This window comes from Bradyrhizobium sp. 155, from assembly GCF_023101105.1.
GTDB lineage: Bacteria > Pseudomonadota > Alphaproteobacteria > Rhizobiales > Xanthobacteraceae > Bradyrhizobium > Bradyrhizobium canariense_D.
This window is the reverse complement of sequence record NZ_CP064704.1, coordinates 3,357,655-3,377,627: the sequence shown is the minus strand read 5'-3', so window position 1 is coordinate 3,377,627 and position 19,973 is coordinate 3,357,655. Positions and strand designations below refer to the sequence as shown.

20 protein-coding genes are annotated in these 19,973 nt (G+C 63.0%); 12 read left to right on the top strand and 8 right to left on the bottom strand.

The features are described 5' to 3' along the window. Nucleotides 1-57 precede the first annotated feature (57 nt). On the top strand, nucleotides 58-666 hold the full coding sequence (locus IVA93_RS16490; protein WP_018458327.1) for an FMN-dependent NADH-azoreductase: 609 nt from the start codon (nucleotides 58-60) through the stop codon (nucleotides 664-666). 70 nt (nucleotides 667-736) lie between these two features. On the opposite strand, the gene IVA93_RS16485 is transcribed toward IVA93_RS16490, so the two are convergent. Together IVA93_RS16485 and IVA93_RS16480 are read right to left on the bottom strand one after the other, a co-directional pair. Continuing rightward, the gene (locus IVA93_RS16485; RefSeq protein WP_018458328.1) at nucleotides 737-919 is read right to left on the bottom strand and encodes a hypothetical protein; all 183 of its coding nucleotides are present in this window, start codon (nucleotides 917-919) and stop codon (nucleotides 737-739) included. A gap of 177 nt (nucleotides 920-1,096) precedes the next feature. Then, on the bottom strand, nucleotides 1,097-1,870 hold the full coding sequence (locus tag IVA93_RS16480; RefSeq protein ID WP_166517487.1) for an SDR family oxidoreductase: 774 nt from the start codon (nucleotides 1,868-1,870) through the stop codon (nucleotides 1,097-1,099). A gap of 121 nt (nucleotides 1,871-1,991) precedes the next feature. On the opposite strand from IVA93_RS16480, the gene IVA93_RS16475 reads away from it, so the two are divergent. Further along, nucleotides 1,992-2,462 carry a winged helix-turn-helix transcriptional regulator gene (locus IVA93_RS16475; protein WP_204511390.1) on the top strand — a complete coding sequence of 157 codons (471 nt, stop codon included), beginning with the start codon at nucleotides 1,992-1,994 and terminating at the stop codon, nucleotides 2,460-2,462. A 182-nt stretch (nucleotides 2,463-2,644) separates the two neighbouring features. Continuing rightward, nucleotides 2,645-3,229: a flavodoxin family protein gene (locus tag IVA93_RS16470; RefSeq protein ID WP_245329522.1), complete on the top strand. Its 585-nt coding sequence runs from the start codon at nucleotides 2,645-2,647 to the stop codon at nucleotides 3,227-3,229. Between the two features lie 33 nt (nucleotides 3,230-3,262). On the opposite strand, the gene IVA93_RS16465 is transcribed toward IVA93_RS16470, so the two are convergent. Beyond that, on the bottom strand, nucleotides 3,263-3,448 hold the full coding sequence (locus IVA93_RS16465) for a hypothetical protein (RefSeq protein WP_018458332.1): 186 nt from the start codon (nucleotides 3,446-3,448) through the stop codon (nucleotides 3,263-3,265). Nucleotides 3,449-3,729: 281 nt separating this feature from the next. Between IVA93_RS16465 and topA the strand changes: the two genes are divergently transcribed. The 4 genes from topA to IVA93_RS16445 are packed head-to-tail and all read left to right on the top strand — an operon-like array spanning nucleotide 3,730 to nucleotide 10,053. After that, nucleotides 3,730-6,474, top strand: coding sequence for a type I DNA topoisomerase (topA, locus tag IVA93_RS16460; protein ID WP_247393830.1), 2,745 nt, complete (start codon nucleotides 3,730-3,732; stop codon nucleotides 6,472-6,474). 7 nt (nucleotides 6,475-6,481) lie between these two features. Further along, nucleotides 6,482-8,836: a ribonuclease R gene (gene rnr / locus IVA93_RS16455; protein WP_247296514.1), complete on the top strand. Its 2,355-nt coding sequence runs from the start codon at nucleotides 6,482-6,484 to the stop codon at nucleotides 8,834-8,836. Next, complete coding sequence (locus tag IVA93_RS16450; RefSeq protein ID WP_018458336.1) at nucleotides 8,830-9,270, top strand: DUF983 domain-containing protein; 441 nt, start codon at nucleotides 8,830-8,832, stop codon at nucleotides 9,268-9,270. Before rnr ends, IVA93_RS16450 begins: the two co-directional genes overlap by 7 nt. A gap of 33 nt (nucleotides 9,271-9,303) precedes the next feature. Continuing rightward, nucleotides 9,304-10,053: an NUDIX hydrolase gene (locus IVA93_RS16445; protein ID WP_085351448.1), complete on the top strand. Its 750-nt coding sequence runs from the start codon at nucleotides 9,304-9,306 to the stop codon at nucleotides 10,051-10,053. Here the strand turns inward: IVA93_RS16445 and IVA93_RS16440 are convergent, their stop codons facing one another. Beyond that, complete coding sequence (locus tag IVA93_RS16440; RefSeq protein WP_247338479.1) at nucleotides 10,054-10,614, bottom strand: hypothetical protein; 561 nt, start codon at nucleotides 10,612-10,614, stop codon at nucleotides 10,054-10,056. 215 nt (nucleotides 10,615-10,829) lie between these two features. Between IVA93_RS16440 and IVA93_RS16435 the strand changes: the two genes are divergently transcribed. After that, the gene (locus tag IVA93_RS16435) at nucleotides 10,830-12,155 is read left to right on the top strand and encodes an LLM class flavin-dependent oxidoreductase (RefSeq protein ID WP_247789872.1); all 1,326 of its coding nucleotides are present in this window, start codon (nucleotides 10,830-10,832) and stop codon (nucleotides 12,153-12,155) included. A gap of 124 nt (nucleotides 12,156-12,279) precedes the next feature. Then, complete coding sequence (gene rpmG, locus IVA93_RS16430; protein WP_007603295.1) at nucleotides 12,280-12,447, top strand: 50S ribosomal protein L33; 168 nt, start codon at nucleotides 12,280-12,282, stop codon at nucleotides 12,445-12,447. Nucleotides 12,448-13,811: 1,364 nt separating this feature from the next. Here rpmG and plsY read toward each other — a convergent pair. After that, the gene (gene plsY, locus IVA93_RS16425; protein WP_085395627.1) at nucleotides 13,812-14,495 is read right to left on the bottom strand and encodes a glycerol-3-phosphate 1-O-acyltransferase PlsY; all 684 of its coding nucleotides are present in this window, start codon (nucleotides 14,493-14,495) and stop codon (nucleotides 13,812-13,814) included. A gap of 212 nt (nucleotides 14,496-14,707) precedes the next feature. On the opposite strand from plsY, the gene IVA93_RS16420 reads away from it, so the two are divergent. Then, entirely contained in the window at nucleotides 14,708-15,520 is an 813-nt protein-coding gene (locus IVA93_RS16420; protein WP_247296504.1) for an aminoglycoside phosphotransferase family protein, read from the top strand. Between the two features lie 369 nt (nucleotides 15,521-15,889). Beyond that, on the top strand, nucleotides 15,890-16,807 hold the full coding sequence (locus IVA93_RS16415; protein WP_085395626.1) for an NADP-dependent oxidoreductase: 918 nt from the start codon (nucleotides 15,890-15,892) through the stop codon (nucleotides 16,805-16,807). A 251-nt stretch (nucleotides 16,808-17,058) separates the two neighbouring features. Here IVA93_RS16415 and IVA93_RS16410 read toward each other — a convergent pair whose 3' ends face one another. The 3 genes from IVA93_RS16410 to IVA93_RS16400 all read right to left on the bottom strand — a co-directional run bounded on the left by IVA93_RS16410 (nucleotide 17,059) and on the right by IVA93_RS16400 (nucleotide 18,136). Further along, complete coding sequence (locus tag IVA93_RS16410; protein ID WP_018455151.1) at nucleotides 17,059-17,439, bottom strand: hypothetical protein; 381 nt, start codon at nucleotides 17,437-17,439, stop codon at nucleotides 17,059-17,061. Nucleotides 17,440-17,492: 53 nt separating this feature from the next. Beyond that, the gene (locus IVA93_RS16405; RefSeq protein ID WP_026232889.1) at nucleotides 17,493-17,714 is read right to left on the bottom strand and encodes a hypothetical protein; all 222 of its coding nucleotides are present in this window, start codon (nucleotides 17,712-17,714) and stop codon (nucleotides 17,493-17,495) included. Nucleotides 17,715-17,917: 203 nt separating this feature from the next. Continuing rightward, the gene (locus IVA93_RS16400; protein WP_085351389.1) at nucleotides 17,918-18,136 is read right to left on the bottom strand and encodes a hypothetical protein; all 219 of its coding nucleotides are present in this window, start codon (nucleotides 18,134-18,136) and stop codon (nucleotides 17,918-17,920) included. A gap of 1,140 nt (nucleotides 18,137-19,276) precedes the next feature. Here IVA93_RS16400 and IVA93_RS16395 point away from each other — a divergent pair. Further along, on the top strand, nucleotides 19,277-19,654 hold the full coding sequence (locus IVA93_RS16395; RefSeq protein ID WP_018455153.1) for a PRC-barrel domain-containing protein: 378 nt from the start codon (nucleotides 19,277-19,279) through the stop codon (nucleotides 19,652-19,654). Nucleotides 19,655-19,973: the final 319 nt, after the last annotated feature.

The window sequence follows — 19,973 nt, the reverse complement described above, 5'->3', positions numbered from 1 at the left end:
GATTTCGATAGTCACTCATGTAGCTCTGGTTACAAACTTATACCAGGGTGATCCCGAATGAAACTCCTCCACATCGACTCCAGCGTGCTCGGCCCCCACTCCGTTTCGCGGCAAGTCTCCGCCGCCATCGTCGACCGTCTCAGGCAGGCGACGCCATCGCTCGACATCGTCTATCGCGACCTGACGCAGAGCCCGCTCGCCCATCTCTCCGGCTCGCATCTGGCGGCCGCGCAAGGCGCGCCTGCGCCGGCGGAGCTCGGCCCCGATCTCGCCGCCAGCAAGGCCGCGCTGGACGAGTTTCTTGCCGCCGACATCGTCGTGATCGGCGCGCCCATGTACAATTTCACCATTCCGAGCCAGCTCAAGGCCTGGATCGACCGGGTCCTGGTGGCGGGGAAGACGTTCAGCTATGGGGCCAACGGCCCGCAGGGCCTTGCCGGCGGCAAGCGCGTAATCTTCGCGGTTTCGCGCGGGGGCTATTACGGCGCGGGCTCGCCCGCCGCGTCGCTGGAGCACCTCGAAAGCTATCTGCGTGGCGTGTTCGGTTTCATGGGGATTCATCATCCCGAATTCATCAGCGCCGACGGAATCCAGGTCGGCCCGGAGCATCGCGAGAAGTCGCTCGCAAGCGCGCTCGAGGCGGCGACCGCCCTCCGCGCGGCCTGATAACGCGCACATCATCAGCCGCCGCAACATCGCTTGCGGCGGCTGATCGACCGGTGCGCGATCGGCGAAGCTAAAACCAGGCGCCCTGAATGCCCAGGATGACGGCGACGAGGGAAACGAACAGGCCGATGCCGGAGAAAAGAGCGACCCCGACGAACTCGGAGGTGTCGGAACGCTTGGCAGGAACGGCGGAGTTTTCGGTGTAAATACGCGGTGCTGAAATCGGGGAAATAATACGAGCTGCCTTTGGCATATCGGGCTCCCTTGAAATGAGTCTTCGTGACCCCCTGCCCGTAAAAGTGTCTTGGCAGCGCAAGCGAAGGTTCAATGCCTCCCGCAACGTTCAGAAAATACAGCTCGCGAGACGTGGGAACCGGCCGGCGCAACCGCTCGCCGCTGCGCCGACCGATTCAATTTGCACCAAGATTGATCAGCCGCGATAGATCGGCGCGCCGCTCGGAGAGGCAACCGCGCCGCCATCGACGAAGATTTCCTGGCCCTGCACATGCGCGGAATCGTCGGAGGCGAGGAACAGCACAGTCTTGGCGACGTGATCTGTTTCACCAATGCGCCCCAGCGGCGTCGTCAGCGCGATCCGCTTCTCGAACGCCTTCTCGGCTTCGGGCGTCGCGGTCGCGGGTCCCCAGATCGGCGTGCGGATCGCACCGGGCGCGACCACGTTGACGCGAATGCCCCGCGGCGAGAGCTCCGAGGCCATGATCCGCGCCATCGCCCGCACGCCGGCCTTGGCGGCGCCATAGGCCGAATAGCCGGGAATGCCGAGCACGGAGATCACCGAGCCGTTGAGGACGATGGAAGCATTGTCGTTGAGATAAGGCAGCGCGGACTGAACGGTGAAGAACACGCCGGTCAGATTGGTGCTGATGACCTTCTCGAAGACCTCCAGCGTGGCCGACCCCAGCGGCGTACCGCCGGCGATGCCGGCATTGGCGAACAGGATGTCGAACTTGCCGAACTTTTCGGCGCCCTTCTTGATCGCAGATTCGGTCGCGGCAATGTCGGTGGCGTCGGCGGCGAGCGCGAGCGCGTTCGGCCCGAGCTCCTTCGCGGCCGCCTCGAGCGTCTCCTTGTTGCGCCCGGTGATCACCACCTTGGCGCCCTCGGCCACGAACAGCTTTGCCGTTGCCAGTCCAATGCCGCTATTGCCGCCGGTGATCAGGGCCGTCTTGTTCTTCAGTCTCACGTTCGCCTCCAGTGGTTTCATCATAAAACTACGATTGCCATCTAGGCCACCTGGTTTTAAGATGCAACCACAAGAGCGCGTGAACGGTGACAGGACCGTGCGATCGCGAAAGGACCAGATCATGGTGAAACGGACGAGCTTCGAGGGGGACGCCTGCCCGATCGCGCGATCGCTGGAGGCGATCGGCGACCGGTGGTCCCTGCTGATCATCCGCGAGGCGCTGTTTGGGCTGCGCCGCTTCGGTGAGTTTCAGAGCAAGCTCGGCATGGCCAAGAACATCTTGTCGACGCGGCTGCGCGCGCTGGTCGATCACGGCATCCTGACCACGGCCCCCGCCTCCGACGGCAGCCCTTACGAGGAATATGTGCTGACGCCGAAAGGCCGCGGCGTCTTCCCGGTGTTGGTAGCGCTGCGCCAATGGGGCGAGGATTTCGACGATCGCCCGTCGGAGATCGCGACCATCCTGGTCGATCGCGAGAAAGGCCGACCGGTGAAGAAGCTCGAACTGCGCGCGGAGGACGGGCGATTGCTCAGCCTCGCGGACACCTCGCTGAAGCCGCGGCCTGCGCCGCGGCGACGGTCAGCGGGATAGCGGTGCGCTGTCTCTTCAACGTCGTCCTGGCGACCGATTCCGCTCGGTCTTCGCGGCTACGACAGCCCGCGATTGCTCCGCAGGTTGACCCACTTTCATCGAAGGCGGGTCGGCATGTACCCGAGCGTCCCAACTCGCAATATGGCGTGGCGGACTTGTACAAGCCATCGACAGCGTCAAAGATGGCGAGGTCCCACCAAACTGGCACCACCATGCCCCTGCTCGCCATCACCTATTTTTCCATCTCGGGCACCACCGAGAAGCTGGCGCATGCGGTTGCGCGCGGAGCAGATGGCAAAGCGCAGGTCACGCTGTGTCGCATCACCGGCGGCGACATCGTGTCAGGCCGCTTTCAGAATGAGAGCTTACTGGAGACGATCGATGGCGCCGACGCAGTTGCGTTTGGCAGCCCGACCTATATGGGCGGGCCAGCCGCTCAATTCAAAGCGTTTGCCGATGCTTCAAGTGATCGATGGAGCCAGCAGCGCTGGGCCAACAAGATCGCAGCCGGGTTCACCACGGGCGCCTGCGCAAGCGGCGATCAACTCCACACACTGTCCTACTTTTCCATTCTGGCCGCGCAGCACGGCATGCTCTGGTGCGGACTGGATATTCCCGGTGGCGAGGATCCGAGCGGCCGCAATCGTTTGGGCAGCCAGCTTGGTCTGGCAACACACTTGATTGACGGCTCGTTGCCGGAGAGCGACCTCGGCACGGCCGCATATCTCGGCCTGCGATTGGCCAAAATGGCAAGCCGCAACGGCTAACCGCACCGTCGTTGGAGCAGTACATCGCCCCCTTCACGACAGCCTGCGCTTGCTCCTCAGCCGCAGATGCTCGTCCGCCTCGAGCTTGGTCATTCCCAGGAGATAATGCAGCACGTCGAGCCTGTGCCGTTCGGCAAGCTTGCGCAGGGCCCCGACCTGCTCGGCGATGAAGGCGACCGCCTCCTCGACGCCGCCCTCCCCCGGTTCCTCGTGACGCAAGCCTCCCCCCGCGCGCGATGCGGCGCCCGCCCGTTTCTTTCCTGGCTTAGTCACCAGCCCCCACCCGAATCCATGCCCCGCGGCAACATTACGCCGACATCGACCGCAACTCAAAGGTGGTATTTTGCAACTTTCTCGATATGAAACTTTTCCCATCGGGAGGGCTCTCAACAGCCCTCGATTTGACAGCGACGGCCTCACCACCCATGTTCGGGACGAAAGGGCCGACCCGAATCTCATCGAATTCGGCCCCAAATTTCCCCATAAGTTACTGGAACTACATGAATATCGTCATTGTGGAGTCGCCGGCGAAAGCCAAGACGATCAACAAGTATTTGGGCTCGTCCTACGAGGTTCTGGCCTCGTTTGGCCATGTCCGCGACTTGCCGGCAAAGAACGGCTCCGTCGATCCCGACGCCAATTTCAAGATGATCTGGGAGGTCGACCCCAAGGCGGCCGGCCGGCTCAACGACATTGCCAAGTCCCTCAAGAACGCCGATCGCCTGATTCTCGCCACCGACCCTGATCGCGAGGGCGAGGCCATCTCCTGGCACGTGCTGGAGGTCCTGAAAGAGAAGCGCGCGATCAAGGACCACAAGATCGAGCGCGTGGTGTTCAACGCCATCACCAAGCAGGCGGTGACGGACGCGATGAAGAATCCGCGCCAGATCGACGGTGCGCTGGTCGACGCCTATATGGCGCGCCGCGCGCTGGACTATCTGGTCGGCTTCACCCTCTCCCCCGTGCTGTGGCGCAAGCTGCCGGGCGCCCGCTCGGCGGGCCGCGTGCAGTCGGTGGCGCTGCGTCTGGTCTGCGACCGCGAGCTCGAGATCGAAAAGTTCGTTGCGCGCGAATACTGGTCGCTGATCGCGACCCTGCTGACGCCGCGCGGCGACGCCTTCGAGGCCCGTCTCGTCGGCGCCGACGGCAAGAAGATCCAGCGCCTCGACATCGGCACCGGCGCGGAAGCCGAAGACTTCAAGAAGGCGCTGGAAGCAGCCGCCTACGCGGTGACCGCGGTCGATGCCAAGCCGGCCCGCCGCAATCCGCAGGCCCCCTTCACCACCTCGACGCTGCAGCAGGAAGCCAGCCGCAAATACGGCTTTGCGCCGGCGCACACCATGCGCATCGCGCAGCGGCTCTATGAAGGCATCGACATCGGCGGCGAGACCACCGGACTCATTACTTATATGCGTACCGACGGCGTGCAGATCGACCCGTCCGCGATCACCCAGGCCCGCAAGGTGATCGGCGAGGATTACGGCAACGCCTATGTGCCGGACGCGCCGCGTCAGTACCAGGCCAAGGCCAAGAACGCCCAGGAAGCCCACGAAGCGATCCGGCCGACCGACATGTCGCGCCGTCCCGACAGCATGAGCCGCAAGCTCGAGTCCGACCAGGCGAGACTCTATGAACTGATCTGGAAGCGCACCATCGCGAGCCAGATGGAATCGGCCGAGCTGGAACGCACCACGGTCGACATCACGGCGAAGGTCGGCGGCCGCACGCTGGACCTGCGCGCCACCGGCCAGGTCGTCAAGTTCGACGGCTTCCTCGCACTTTACCAGGAAGGCCGCGACGACGAGGAGGACGAGGACTCCCGCCGCCTGCCCGCGATGAGCCCCAACGATGCGCTGAAGCGGCAGTCGCTCGCCGTCACCCAGCACTTCACCGAGCCGCCGCCGCGCTTCTCCGAGGCCTCGCTGGTCAAGCGCATGGAAGAGCTCGGCATCGGCCGGCCCTCGACCTATGCCTCGATCCTCCAGGTGCTGAAGGACCGCGGCTACGTCAAGCTCGAGAAGAAGCGCCTGCACGGCGAGGACAAGGGCCGCGTCGTAGTCGCGTTCCTCGAAAGCTTCTTTGCCCGCTACGTTGAATACGACTTCACCGCCAATCTGGAAGAGCAGCTCGACCGCATCTCCAACAACGAGATCTCCTGGCAGCAGGTGCTGAAGGATTTCTGGACCGGCTTCATCGGCGCGGTCGACGAGATCAAGGATTTGCGCGTCGCGCAGGTGCTCGACGTGCTCGACGACATGCTGGGACAGCACATCTACCCGCCCCGCACCGATGGCGGCGACATCAGGCAATGCCCCAGCTGCCGCAACGGGCGGCTCAATCTCAAGGCCGGCAAGTTCGGCGCCTTCGTCGGCTGTTCGAACTATCCGGAATGTCGCTACACCCGTCAGCTCGCCGCCGACGGCGAGGCAACGGCCGATCGTTCGCTCGGCCAGGACCCGGATACGGGCCGCGATGTCTGGGTCAAGGCCGGGCGGTTCGGCCCCTACATCCAGCTCGGCGAGCAGAAGGATTATGCGGAGGGCGAGAAGCCGAAGCGCGCAGGCATTCCGAAGGGGATGTCCCCTGGAGATGTCGAGCTCGAGCTTGCGCTCAAGCTGCTGTCGCTGCCGCGCGAGATCGGCAAGCATCCGGAAACCGGTGAGCCGATCACCGCGGGTCTCGGCCGCTTCGGGCCGTTCGTGAAGCACGAGAAGACTTATGCCAGCCTCGAGGCCGGCGATGAGGTGTTCGACATCGGCATCAACCGCGCGGTGACGCTGATCGCGGAGAAGATCGCCAAGGGCCCGAGCCGCCGCTTCGGCGCTGATCCCGGCAGGGCGATCGGCGATCATCCCACCCTCGGCACCGTCACGGTAAAGGGCGGCCGCTACGGCGCCTATGTCACCGCGGGTGGCGTCAATGCCACGATCCCGAGCGACATCGAGAAAGACGCCATCACGCTGCCGCAGGCAATCGCGCTGATCGACGAGCGTGCGGCCAAGGGCGGCGGCAAGAAGCCGAAGAAAGCGGCGAAGCCGGCCAAGGCCAAGAAGGCTGCGGCGAAGGCCGCCGACGGCGATGACGCCGCACCAAAAACCAAAAAGCCGGCCGCGAAGAAGGCGGCCAAACCCAAATCCGAATCCACCAGCAAGGCGCGCGCAGCCGTGTCGTCGACGGCCAAAACGTCACCGACCAAGGCAGCTGGCGCCAAAGCTCCGGCCAAGAAAAGTGCCGGCACCAAATAGAGGCTAAGTGAAACGCAAGAATGACCGTGGCTTTCCCGACAGGGCAGCCATCGTCGCCTTCATCAAGGCAAATCCCGGAAAGGTCGGAACCCGCGAAATTGCACGCGAGTTCGGCCTGAAGAACGCCGACCGCATCGAGCTCAAGCGCATGCTGCGCGAGCTCGCCGACGACGGGCTCGTCAAGAAAAAGCGCCATACGATTTCAGAGCCGGACAGCCTCCCGCCGACGCTGGTCGCCGACATTACCGGCCGCGACGCCGACGGCGAGCTGGTCGCCTCCCCCACTGAATGGGACGAGGTCGAAAGCGGCGAGCCGCCAAAGATCCTCATCACGATGCCGCGCCGGCCGAAGCCCGGCACCGCGGCCGGCGTTGGCGATCGCGCGCTGCTGCGGGTCGAGCGATCCGACGAGACCGAAGGCCCGGCCTATCGCGGCCACATCATCAAGGTTTTCGACAAGACCAAGAGCCGCATCCTCGGCGTCTTCCGCAGCCTGCCCGAAGGCGGCGGACGGATCATCCCGGTCGACAAGAAGTCCGCCGACCGCGAGCTGAACATCGCCCCGACTGAGACGCACGGCGCGCAGGACGGCGATCTCGTCAGCGTCGACATCATCCGCTCGCGCGGCTTTGGGCTGGCGTCAGGCCGCGTCAAGGAGAAGCTCGGCTCGGTCAAGTCGGAGAAGGCGATCAGCCTGATCGCGATCTACGCGCACGACATCCCGCTGCAATTCCGTCCCGCGGCAGAGCGCGAAGCCGAAGCGGCGGAGCCGGCCAATCTGAAGGGGCGCGAGGACTGGCGCGATGTGCCGCTGGTCACCATCGATCCGCCGGATGCCAAGGATCACGACGACGCGGTACACGCGCAGCCGGATCCTGATCTCAACAACAAGGGCGGCTTCATCGTCGATGTCGCCATCGCCGATGTGAGCTTCTACGTGCGACCGGGCACCGCGCTCGACCGCGATGCGCTCGATCGCGGCAACTCGGTCTATTTCCCCGACCGCGTCGTGCCGATGCTGCCCGAGCGCATCTCCAACGATCTCTGCTCGCTGGTGCCGGGCGAGCCGCGCGGCGCGCTCGCGGTGCGGATGATCATCGCGCCGGACGGGCGGAAACGGTCGCACAGCTTCCACCGCATCCTGATGCGCTCCGCAGCCAAGCTGAACTATGCGCAGGCGCAGGCCGCGATCGACGGAAGGCCGGACGACACCACCGGCCCCCTGCTCGATCCAATCCTGAGGCCGCTTTATGCCGCCTATGCCTGCGTCAAGCGCGCGCGCGACGAGCGCGATCCGCTCAATCTCGATCTGCCCGAGCGCAAGATCCTGCTCAAGCCCGACGGCACGGTCGACCGCGTCGTCGTGCCCGACAGGCTCGACGCGCACAAGCTGATCGAGGAGTTCATGATCCTCGCCAATGTCGCGGCAGCCGAGATGCTCGAGAAGAAGTCGCTGCCGCTGATCTACCGGGTGCATGACGAGCCGACCCTGGAAAAGGTCCACGCGCTCGCGGAATTCCTGGCGACGCTGGACGTTCCGTTCGCGAAAGGCGGCGCGCTGCGCCCCGCTCTGTTCAACCGCGTGCTGGCGCAGCTCGAAGGCCACGACCACTTTCCGCTGGTCAGCGAGGTCGTGCTGCGCGCCCAGGCACAGGCCGAATACTCTTCGGAGAATTACGGTCATTTCGGCCTGAATTTGCGCCGCTATGCGCATTTCACCTCGCCGATCCGCCGCTACGCCGACCTTGTCGTGCACCGTGCGCTGGTTCGCGCGCTCGGCCTCGGCGAAGGCGCGCTGCCCGACACCGAGACGCCGGAAACGTTGAGCGAGGTCGCAGCTCATATCTCAGTGACCGAGCGGCGCGCGATGAAAGCGGAGCGCGAGACCGTCGACCGCCTGATCGCCCATCACCTCGCCGACCGCATCGGTTCGAGCTTCCAGGGCCGCGTCTCCGGCGTCACGCGCGCCGGCCTGTTCGTCAAGCTCGCCGAGACCGGCGCCGACGGCCTGATCCCGATCCGATCCCTCGGCACGGAATATTTCAACTATGACGAGGGCCGCCACGCCCTGGTCGGCACCCGCAGCGGCACCATGCATCAGCTCGGTGATGTTGTCGACGTCCGCCTGATCGAGGCGGCTCCGATCGCAGGCGCGTTGCGCTTCGAGCTGCTGTCCTCGTCCGGCGAGACCGCACCGCGGGGCCGCAGGTCCTCCGGTCCGCAACGCCGCCGCTCGTTCAAGGCGCACCCCGGGCGCAGTCCTGACAAGAAGCGCAAGCCGGACAAGCCGAAGAAGCCCGGCAAGGGGAAAACGGCCAAGGGAAAAAGCAAGGGCAAGGGCCAGAAGGGCAAGGCATGGTGACGACGAGCACGGCGCCGAAGATCTGGACCCGCGACACCGGCCTCGTCGAGAAGCGCGACGTCTTTGCTGCGATGAGGCGCGGCTTTCGCGGCCGCTGCCCGCGCTGCGGCGAGGGAAAGCTGTTCCGCGCCTTCCTGAAGACCGCGGATAACTGCTCCGTCTGCGGCCTCGATGTCACGCCGCATCGGGCCGACGATTTGCCAGCCTATCTCGTCATCGTCATTGTCGGGCACATCGTGGTGCCGACTATTCTGTGGATCGAGACCAACTATACGACGCCGGTCTGGATCAGCTTCGCGGCCTATCTGCCCTTCACCTTCGTCGCCTCGCTGGCACTGCTGCAGCCGGTGAAGGGAGCCGTGGTCGGATTGCAATGGGCTCTGCGCATGCACGGGTTTGACGAGAACCCGACGGATGGTATTCCGCCGGTGTAAGCAAAATAAACAAGTAGTGGTTTGGGTGAGGACATGACGGATACGTCGCAGGCAGCCGACAAGGCAAAGATCCACGAGGGCAAGGAAGCCGATCATCATCCCTATTTCCGCCCTAGGGATGCCGCGACACTGATCCTGGTCGACCGCAGCGGAGCCATTCCAAAAGTCCTGGTCGGCAAGCGCCACGACAAGGTGGTGTTCATGCCCGGAAAATTCGTTTTCCCGGGCGGCCGCGTCGACAAGGACGATTATCGCGTACCATGCGCGGCGCCGATCACCGCCGAACTGGAAGCCAATCTCGCCAAGGGCAGCCCGAAGACGCCGGCCTCCCGCGCAAAATCGCTGGCGATCGCCGCGATCCGCGAGGCCTGCGAGGAAACGGGTCTCTGCCTCGGACGCAAGGCCGAGGTAAAGACAAAACTCGAAGGCGCCTGGAAGCCGTTCGCGGATGCGGGCCTGTTGCCGGATCCCTCCAGCCTGTTCCTGATCGCGCGCGCAATCACCCCGCCCGGCCGCGTCAAGCGGTTCGACACGCGCTTCTTCACGGCGGACGCCTCCGCGATCACCCATCGCGTCGACGGCGTGATCCACGCCGATGCCGAGCTTGTCGAGCTGGTCTGGGTCGAGCTCGGCTCGAAGCCGCTCGCCGATCTGCATCCGATGACGCGCAATGTGCTCAACGAGCTCGACGCGCGCCTTGCCACCGGCCCGCTCCGCCACGATGCGCCGGTGCCGTTCTTCCATTTCTACGGCGGCAAGATGCAGAAGGATATTTTGAGCTGATCAGTTCGTGACGTCCGCATTGTCCGCGTCGGGCTCGGTGCCGACATAGTCGCGCGCGGGAAGGTTCAGCACTCGCCCGAGCTCGCTGGCGAAGCGACTGGCTTCCTCGCGCTTGGTGAAGCTCATCAGCGTGATCGGCTCGGTCCCTTTGTTGCCGCAGAGATTGACATCATATGTCGTCAGCTCCGGATCGTCGTCGTCGGTAATGCTGATGAAATGATAATCGGCGAGATCGCGATGCTTGCGAAAATTCAGCGGGCCGAACTGCCTGGTGATGACGATCTGGCGCAGCGTCTCGTTCAGCACGACGAAGGTGCGAAAGGTGAGCAGGATGATTCCGGGGATGCCCACGAGCAGCCCGAGTCCCGTGAACACCACCACCGGCATGAGATCATCGGCGAGCCGCCCAAAACCGGAGAAATCCTGCCGCAGGCCGAGCGCGACATTCCACAGCAGATAGAAGCTCGCCGCCAGCAGCGGCAATGACAGCAGCCGCCCGACCCAGGGCATGGGCCGGTCGATGCGGACGATGCGCCCGTCCACGGTCATTGCACCTGCCATCGAAGGTCTCCTCGGGAGCGAAAGTCATGGCTTGGTCGGAGTGAGCCGTGGATCGGTTCGATGGGACTCCTCCGTCATTCCGGGCGCGGCCCGGAATGACGCGAATGTGCTCAGGGCGTCGCGAAAAACAAAATAATCTTCCTACCTCCCCCGATGGCGGAGTTCCGCGGCGTGCCTATGTCTTCGGGAACGACACCAAGAACGGACACCGGGCGATGGCACAACGGCAACTCAAGCTTGGCGCGTTCATGCGCCCGATCAGCATCCACACCGGTGCCTGGCGCTATCCCGGGGCTTGGCCGGACGCCAATTTCAACTTCGGCCACATCAAGACGCTGATCCAGAAGCTCGAGGCCGGCAAGTTCGACGCCTTCTTCATGGCCGATCACCTCGCCGTGCTGAACATGCCGGTCAATGCGCTCAAGCGCAGCCACACGGTCACCTCGTTCGAACCCTTCACGCTGTTGTCGGCGCTCTCGGCCGTCACCGAGCGGATCGGCCTGATCGCGACGGGCTCGACCACGTTCGACGAGCCCTATCACGTCGCACGGCGCTTCGCCTCGCTCGACCATCTCAGCGGCGGGCGGGCGGGCTGGAACATCGTCACCACCTCGAACCCGGATGCGGCGCTGAATTTCGGCCTCGACGACCACATGGAGCACGCCGAGCGCTACAAGCGCGCCCGCGAGTTCTACGACGTCGTCACGGGCCTGTGGGATTCCTTTGCCGACGACGCCTTCGTGCGCGACGTCGAAAGCGGCGTGTTCGTCGATCCCGCCAAGATGCATGTGCTCGACCATCACGGCAAATATCTGAAGGTGCGCGGTCCCCTCAACATCGCCCGCCCGGTCCAGGGCTGGCCGGTGATCGTGCAGGCCGGCGCCTCCGAGGACGGCAGGCAGCTCGCCGCCGAGACCGCGGAAGCCGTCTTCACCGGCGGCGGCAGCCTTGCCGACAGCCAGAAACTCTATGCCGATATCAAGGGCCGCATGGAGAAGGTCGGCCGCGATCCTGAACACCTCAAGATCCTGCCCGGCGCCTTCGTCGTGGTCGGCGACAGCGTCGACGAGGCCAAGGAGAAACGCGCGCTGCTCGACAGCCGCGTGCATTACGACAGCGCCATCGCCTCGCTCTCGGTCATCCTCGGCACGGATGCCTCCGGCTTCGATCCGGATGGGCAATTGCCGGAAATCCCGGAGACCAATGCCAGCAGGAGCGGTCGCCAGCGCATGGTCGACCTCGCGGCCCGCGACAAGCTCACGGTGCGCCAGCTCGCCCAACGCGTCGGCGGCTATGGCGGGCTATCCTTCGTCGGCACGGCCAAAACCATCGCCGACCAGATGGAGGAATGGCTGGTCGGGTGCGGCTCCGACGGCTTCAACATCATGTTCCCGTTCCTGCCTGCCGGCCTCGACGATTTCGTCGACAAGGTGGTCCCGGAGCTGCAGCGCCGCGGGATTTTCCGGAAAGAGTACGAAGGGCCCACTTTGAGAGAGAATCTGGGCCTGCCTCGGCCCAAAAACCGGTTCTTCGAGGCGTAATCGGCCTGATCTGGGTGCTTTTCGAGCCCTAAAATCTTGACATCAGGCGGTTTCTGGCTAGGTTGCCGGCCAACGCGGGCCATTTGGCCGGCTCCAGATTCCCTTCATTCCTGAGGTTCTGAACATGGCCAAAGCGGTCACCATCAAGGTCAAGCTCGTGTCCTCGGCCGACACTGGCTTCTACTACGTCGCCAAGAAGAATTCGCGCACCATGACCGACAAGCTGGTCAAGAAGAAGTACGACCCCGTGGCGCGCAAGCACGTCGAATTCCGCGAAGCCAAGATCAAGTAAGATCGCGGAACGTAGAAGACTTTTGCGGGGCCCTTTCGGGTCCCGTTTTATTTTGGCCCCTCTCTCGTGTCCGGATACGCAGCAGCGCCCCGTGGACGTGACGCTACGCTGCGAGCTGGGCACAGCGAGTCATGGCCAGATTTTTTTCAACCTTCGGTTGCTCGCTCCCGAATGTATGTTACCGTGCACTTGCCGGGCGGAAATTTCCGTCCGGATTTGGAAGGACATGGTCATGAGATTCGCATCAAGCCTTGTCGTGCCTTCAACCATCGCTGTCTTGTCGACCGTCTTGCTGTGCGCGCCGGCAGCGTCGCAAATCCCAACCGGCTCCGCCGCCACGATTCCTCCCGTCACGGTCGACGCGCCGAAACAGGTGGCAAGGCCGCACGTGTCGGAGCGAGGAGCAAACACAATTGCGCCGCGTCGGACTGCCTCAACAGCTCAAACGTCAGTCGCGCGAACGCCTTCGTATGCGCCGGGTTCTGTGATGGGGAGGATTGCCAGCCTGGAGAAAGTCGCCAGCAGCTGCAACGGTGGCTGTGCATCAAGCTTCCCAAGCGGCAAAGATCCCTGGGTTGGATGCAGCGTGTCGGGCGGCAACATAGACTACGGACCTTTCTCGCCGACCTGCCGAGACACCATCACCCACAAATCCTACCTGGACTGCGTCGAAACCAGGACGTTCCTGGGCGACAACCGAAACAAGGCTCACTGGTTGTGCAGCAGTCTGGCCGCCGGCAACAGGTTTAAGGTCGCCGATCTCAAGCGGTCAGGACGCACGCGTTAGTCCATCCCGTCCGCCGGCTTTCTGGCGCAGTTGAACTTAGCTCTCCTGTCGTAAGTTCGCGGACGTCACGGAGCTTGAATGGGCTTTTTCTGGCCCGTCTTGGGCGCTCGCGTGTCCCGGGCGCGCTGCAACGCGCAAGCGTTGCTGCGCAGAACCGGGACCCAGAAAGCCACACAATACAACCAGCGACTGGGCCCCGGCTCTGCAACGCACCGCTAAAGAAGCGCCGCGCTGCGCCGGGGCACGAGAGCGCGAGGAAGCGTGCTTCTGGAACTGTCGCCTCCGCTATGCGCTCCCGCTTCGGCTGATCACCGAGACGATCAGGGCGCTGCGACTGCAACCGTTTCTTCGATAATCCTCAGTTGTCCATTTTCGCTGGTCAGTATGGATGAGTAATAACCGTGAAACGGACGGTCTCCTACCTTGGCCTCCCATGTTCCAGCGTTGAGGACAAAGCTCGCTGATCTGAAGGCCATGTTCCCTCCGTTGGGTTCGCTATTGTGAATTGATATCGCTCAGCGCCGTTCGACAACTGAGCGTTGCTGCACCTCAATAAGCGCGGCAAATAAGTCGTCTGCTAAACCTGCACTTCCGCTTTCGTACCCTGGCCATTTCGAACCAGACGCGGCTCCGTTCCCGCCAAAAGCCTTTGGATGTTGGCACGATGGCGGATGATCACGTAGAGGCCGCCTCCGATCACCAGCAACCGATACGGCAATGGGTGCTCGACCGCGCAGACAAGAACGATTGACGTCAAAGCCGCGAGCATCGAGCTCAAGGAAACGATCCTGGTCATAGCCAGCACGAGGCCAAAGACGGCTGCAGCCCCCAATCCGACGGGCCAAGACATCGCCAGCAACACACCGAGCCCCGCGGCAGCCGACTTGCCGCCCGTGAAGTTCAGCCAGATCGATCGGCTATGTCCCAACAGCACAGCAAGTCCAGCCAGACAAACAGCCCATGGCACCCAGACATGCAGATCAGACGCTGTCGGCGGCGGGGATATTTCCGCGTACAGCCAAGGGCAGAACGAACGCGCGACGATGATGGCACCCACGCCCTTCAGCACATCGCCGACGAGCACGAACAAGGCAGCCCCCTTGCCGAGAGTGCGCAAGACATTCGTTGCCCCGGTGGACTTGGAGCCATGCCTTCGGATGTCGATGCCCCTGAGCAGCTTCCCCGCCAGATGGCCCGTGGGGACCGAGCCAAGGAGATAGGCGATCAACAACCCAACCGCGCCCGCTGTCCAAAAAGCCATGGGTTTTGGATCCAGTTTCCTGAACGCTGTTTTATCCCCGACTTCGTCTGACCGCTATACGTCACAAGTGGCCGATCACGGCCCCGAGGCTGCGACTGCGATCGAAGGTCTCTGCAGGTTGAAACGCGATGATAATGTCCGGCTGCCCCCGCGACGGGAAGGGTTCCTTTTTTCTCGCCGCCGGTGTTTCATCTGCGCGGCGGAGAACGGACATGCAGGGATCGCTGGGGGAAAAGATCGGTGAAGGCGCCTTCTCCGAGGCCTACGCCTGGGCGCCCGGTCAGGTCGTGAAGCTGTTTAAGGCCGGCGTCTCTCATCTGCTCGGCCGACACGAGGTACGCATGATCCGCGCCGTGCACGCCGCCGGCGTCCCCGTGCCGGCGGTGTTGGGAGAGGTGACGCTGGACGGGCGCTTCGGCATCGTGCTGGAGCGCCTCGACGGACCGACCCTGCGGCATCTCTCGCGCACCGGCGCGGTGACGTTCGAACAGGCGGGCGCGATCATCGCGGCTCTGGCCATGTCTCTTCACAAGACGTCGCCACCGCCGGAGCTCCCCTCCATGCGCGCGTATATGGAGAGCGAGTTGCGGCACGACGACGGCAAGGTCCCGAAGCACGTCGCCACTGACATCCTCACCCTGATCGATCGCCTGTCGACCGGCGGCGGGCTTTGCCATTGCGACCTTAGCCCCGGCAACGTGATCATGACTGCGGAAGGCCCCAAGCTCGTCGACTGGACCTTCGCGATGCGCGGGCCCGCCGCCCTCGATCTTGGGTTCTTGCATGTCATCCTGTCCGAGCTCGGCCCGAAAATAGCCGACAATCCGGAGCGGCCGCGCGCGACCAATGCGGCGGCGCAATCCGAATATGCGCGGCTGGCCGGCATGTCTCTGGCGGAGTTGACGGCGGCAATGGAGCCGTATTTGCCTATCGTCCGCACCTTCGTCGTCCTCGGAAACGTGGTGCCTGCGCTGCGGGAGCAACTGATCCAGCGCATCGAAGCGGGGCTGCGCGCGAAAGACTGAACCGTCCGCAACCTCGATTCCTGTTCGCCGTCTCAAGGCGCTCTCGATCACCGAGCAAATCTCGGCAGCCAGTGGAGCCGTTTGGCACAATCGGGTTGTATCGGGAGGCGGCCCTCGCGCTTGGTACAGCCAAAATCGGCATTCTTGGTCCTGTTTTATAGCCGGGCGCAACGCATCTATTCGCTGACGACCGGCGACCGGAGCGATCCCTATCCATCAGGATGAGTGGGAGCCCCGGTCAATGCGGAGAGCGGAGATTGCGGACACGAAGACACGAGTTCCACACAGCCTGACATTCTGTGGATGCCGGTGCGTCCACGCTCTTTGCATTATTCGCCCAAGAGACAAATGACCGAGGAGATAATTCCCATGAAGGCGATCGTTGTAACGGACCAGGCCGCAGGAAGGGCCGGGATGAAGCTCATGGACCGGCCCGAGCCGCAGGCAGCGATAAACGACGTCGTCGTTCAGGTTCATGCGTCGGGATTTGTACCGACTGAGCTGGCGTGGCCCTCGACCTGGACCGATCGCCTCGAACGTGACCGAACACCGTCGATCCCTGGGCACGAGCTGGCCGGAGTGGTCTCCGCCCTCGGATATGGCACAACGGGACTATCAGTCGGACAGCGGGTGTTCGGCCTCGCGGACTGGTATCGCGACGGCACGCTGGCCGAGTATGTGGCGATCGAGGCACGCAACCTTGCACCGCTGCCGGGCGACGTCGACTTTACGGTAGGTGCGAGTCTGCCGATCTCGGGCCTGACGGCGTGGCAAGGGCTGTTCCAACACGGCCGCCTTCAGGCGGGGCAAAGCGTCCTCGCACACGGCGCGGCCGGCGCAGTCGGATCGATGGTGACGCAACTCGCACGAGAGGCCGGCGCCTACGTCATCGGCTCTGGACGCGCCGCCGACCGTCAGACGGTGCTCGACTTCGGCGCGAAGGAGTTCGTCGACCTCGACAACGATACCCTGAAGGACGTGGGCAAAGTCGATCTGGTCTTCGATGTCATCGGCGGTGACATCCAGAAGCGATCCGCAGCACTGATCCGAGCCGGAGGAACATTGGTGACGATCGTGGGGCCGGCCGAGACGCGGCCCTCCGATGGCCTGGCGGTCGACTTCGTCGTCGAGTCCGATCGAGCCCAACTGAGTGAGATCGTACGGCGGGTGCGGGACGGACGACTGCGGACGAACATCGGCAACGTCTCGACCCTCGATGATGCCGTCGCCGCGTTAAATCCGACCAAGCGACGCAAGGGGAATACGATTATCCACATTCGTCCCTGAGAGACGCACGCCCATTGATGCGCGCGACCGGCCGGCGATCACCAGCAGCTCGGATGCCCGCTGGATTATCCGCCGCGATGGAGACGAAGCATGCGCTTCCGCCCTGCCAGGGCGTGTACTCATTAAGCGGCCGCCCGCCAGATGTCCGGTTTACCGCCAACATCGGCCGCAGACCTGAAGGCCTTCGAGGTCGCAGATGGGCCAATGGGAGACGTCACCGACGCCCAAACTTGACTGACGCAACACCGCGGCTAGCGAAGCGGGCGGGACCGGCTGAACAAGAAACCGCTGGGAGTGAACTTTCGGGCTACTGCGAGCGCGCTGGCCTCGCACGTTTCGAGCGCGATCTTCTGGGCCAGCATGACGTCGCCAATCGGAAGATCGCCAACGGGCAGGAAGCACAAGCCGATCTTTGGGCGACCGTTTTCGCCGATCTCGCAGACATTCGCAGCCGCTCCCGCATAGATCCTATAGCGGTTGCCCGTATCGCCGCCGACCACATCGAAATAGCCTGTTTGCGTGAATTGCCGCCGCTGGAGGGGCGAGAGGCAATGCCGCAGCAGCAGCAGCGCGCGTCCTTCGGGAGTGCTCTCGGCGCCGTGTCTAATGAACAGCGCCTTTGCAGCCCTCATCCGTGAGCGTTCACCCGGCCGGGACGGCCTGAACAGCCACACGGCTCAGCGATTCAGCCGCCGACCAGCCTGGGGAAGAAGAGAGTTTCTTCCGCAGTGGGGTCGAACGATCGGATCTGCGACACCTGATTTGAACCGGTCCGGACCGCGGCGGTGAAGCCGACGTTCCTCAGCTCGCGGAATCGCTGCTCCGCCTTGGCTACTTCTCGTGCATCGTTGGCGTCGAAAAAGTGACGGCTGTCGCCGGTACTGTCCATCACGACTTGGATCGGCATGCGGATCCCTCCTTGTTGCTTCATGACTGAATGTTGTCGAAGCTCCGAAACCGGCGCCGGAAGGCGCAACAAAATGGGCCCCAGCTCCCGGGGGGCAATGGGGGAAGAGCTGGGGCCCGACTGAATCACCCACTTGGGGATGGGCATTGGGAAAACTTGGTAACTGACGAGTCGTTCCAAACTGCCGTTCCGCCTACAAATGTTCAGCGGCCTCTGTCGTCCTTGCCGTTGGGACTACCATCGCCGCCGCCGTTACCCCAGCCATTGTTGCCGTGGTGATGGACCGCGCTCGCACCCGATTTAGCAATTGCATCGGACGTGAGGGAGGTGGAGAGCAGCAGCGTTATGGCTGGAGGTGTCACCACCGCGAACTTTCCGCAGGTCTTCAGAAATTCGCGGCGGTCATCGTCTTCGTCGGGCATGGGGTCTCTCCGGAGCTGGCGCAGAGATTAAATACCTTAAATATTATTAAATCAATTGAACCATGTTAATAAGTCCGGTCACAAAGTGCGACAATAAGTTTCGTCCGGCTTCGCACTTTTCGGAACTTCCTCAGGGGCAGCGGACCGAAGCCCTCAAGCGTCGTCAGGTGCGCGGACCCGGCAATCTCCGGTCATCAGTATGCAGGGCGACTATGTTGAGCAGCCTGTGTCGGAGATTTAGTTCGCACTCAGGGACGAGTGGGCGATGTTCCGTGGCTAAGTGACGACTTTGAGCGATGGTTCGTTGGCTCGCTCGAGCAGGCACGTGTCTCGGCGCTGAATTCTTCGGCCATTTTGCGCTCCTAACATGCAGGCGGGAGCGCGGAATTGTCTCTCAGCCACCGACGCCTACGGTTAGACCCTCGGCCGGCGATGCGTATCAATGTGCGAAGTCGCTTATCATTGCTGGCGCTTCTCGTCCCCTCCTTCTCAGCAGGAGTGAAGGCGAGCGCTTGGAGAGGTTTTAGGAGGAAGCCCACCATCCGTCGGGGAATGGCTCCAGCAAAGTCCGATTGACTTGGTTGTCGTTGTCAGGGGCTGATAGGGCCTGCATTCCAGCTTGGTGGCGCGCGGCGACGGAAGCGGACAGACAGGGCGCCTGGTTCACGAGTTCGAAGGCGGCGCGAAGCAGGATGTGTCAAGCGTAATGGAGGCACACTGCGGGCGCTTCGCTCTGCTTCTTCGACTAGACCTCGAATATATTCCAATTCTGAGAGCTGAGAGGTGAGTTCGCTAAGTCGTTGGGCATAAAGGATTGCGCGAGAGCTTCGCATGAATGTTCTCCCCTGCGCAAAAAACTATCGGGAAAAACCAGCAAATCAATTTAACTATGTTAACGGGCTCGGTCACGAAAGTGCGCCCATAAGTTGCTCCAAGGCTATTCGAGGCTTCGCTACTCCCTCAGGGGCAGCGCGATGCGCTGGAGTCCGCTTTGGGCCCACTAGCGGTCCTCGACTGGCCGCGCTCCGTAGGTCAGCTACGGACCAATCGCGTCGATTTGGCGCTGCGGCGCTCAACGCAGGAACGTCCTCGTAGCTGCCAAGTTAAGCCGCCAAAATCACCTGTGAGGGAGACAAAGTCATGGCCCGCGCAACGGCCCACCCGGATCATCACTGCATCTCGAGCGAAGACATTCAGGGAACCGAGGTGTATGGAGCAGATGGAAAGAATATCGGTGAGATTGATCACCTCATCATCGACAAGGTGTCAGGCCGCGTAGCTTATGCAGTCATGAGCTTCGGCGGATTTGTTGGCTTGGGTCACAGCCACTACCCCATTCCATGGAGCGCTCTGACGTATGATACGTCGATCGAGGGCTTCCGAACCAATATCACAGAGCAACAGCTCAGGGATGCGCCGGAGTTCAGCGATGACTCCTGGCAGGATCGAGATTGGGAAACGCGAACCCACCGGTATTATGGGACACCCACTTACTGGGAAGCGCGAGGTGGCCTATAACGCCAGACGACGCGCCGGAATTTTTCAATCGTGAGTGTCAGCTGAATTGATCGGCGACCCTCGTGGATGCTGTCGGATCGATCTTCCGACCCATACCAGCATTGAGCTTCGCTGGACACCGTCCAGCGAAGTTCAGGCAGTTTTGATTGATGAGCCTTGCAGCGAACAACGCCTGCCGCCCGCATCGGAGGCGGAGGATGTCGCTCATTGGTTTTGCTCAGCTTCTCTCTAGAGTCAGCAATGGGTTCAAGCGGCGCCCAGCGGGCATTACCGTGAAGGTCCGCTTCGCACCAATTACGGAAGTCCCAAATTGGGCGCG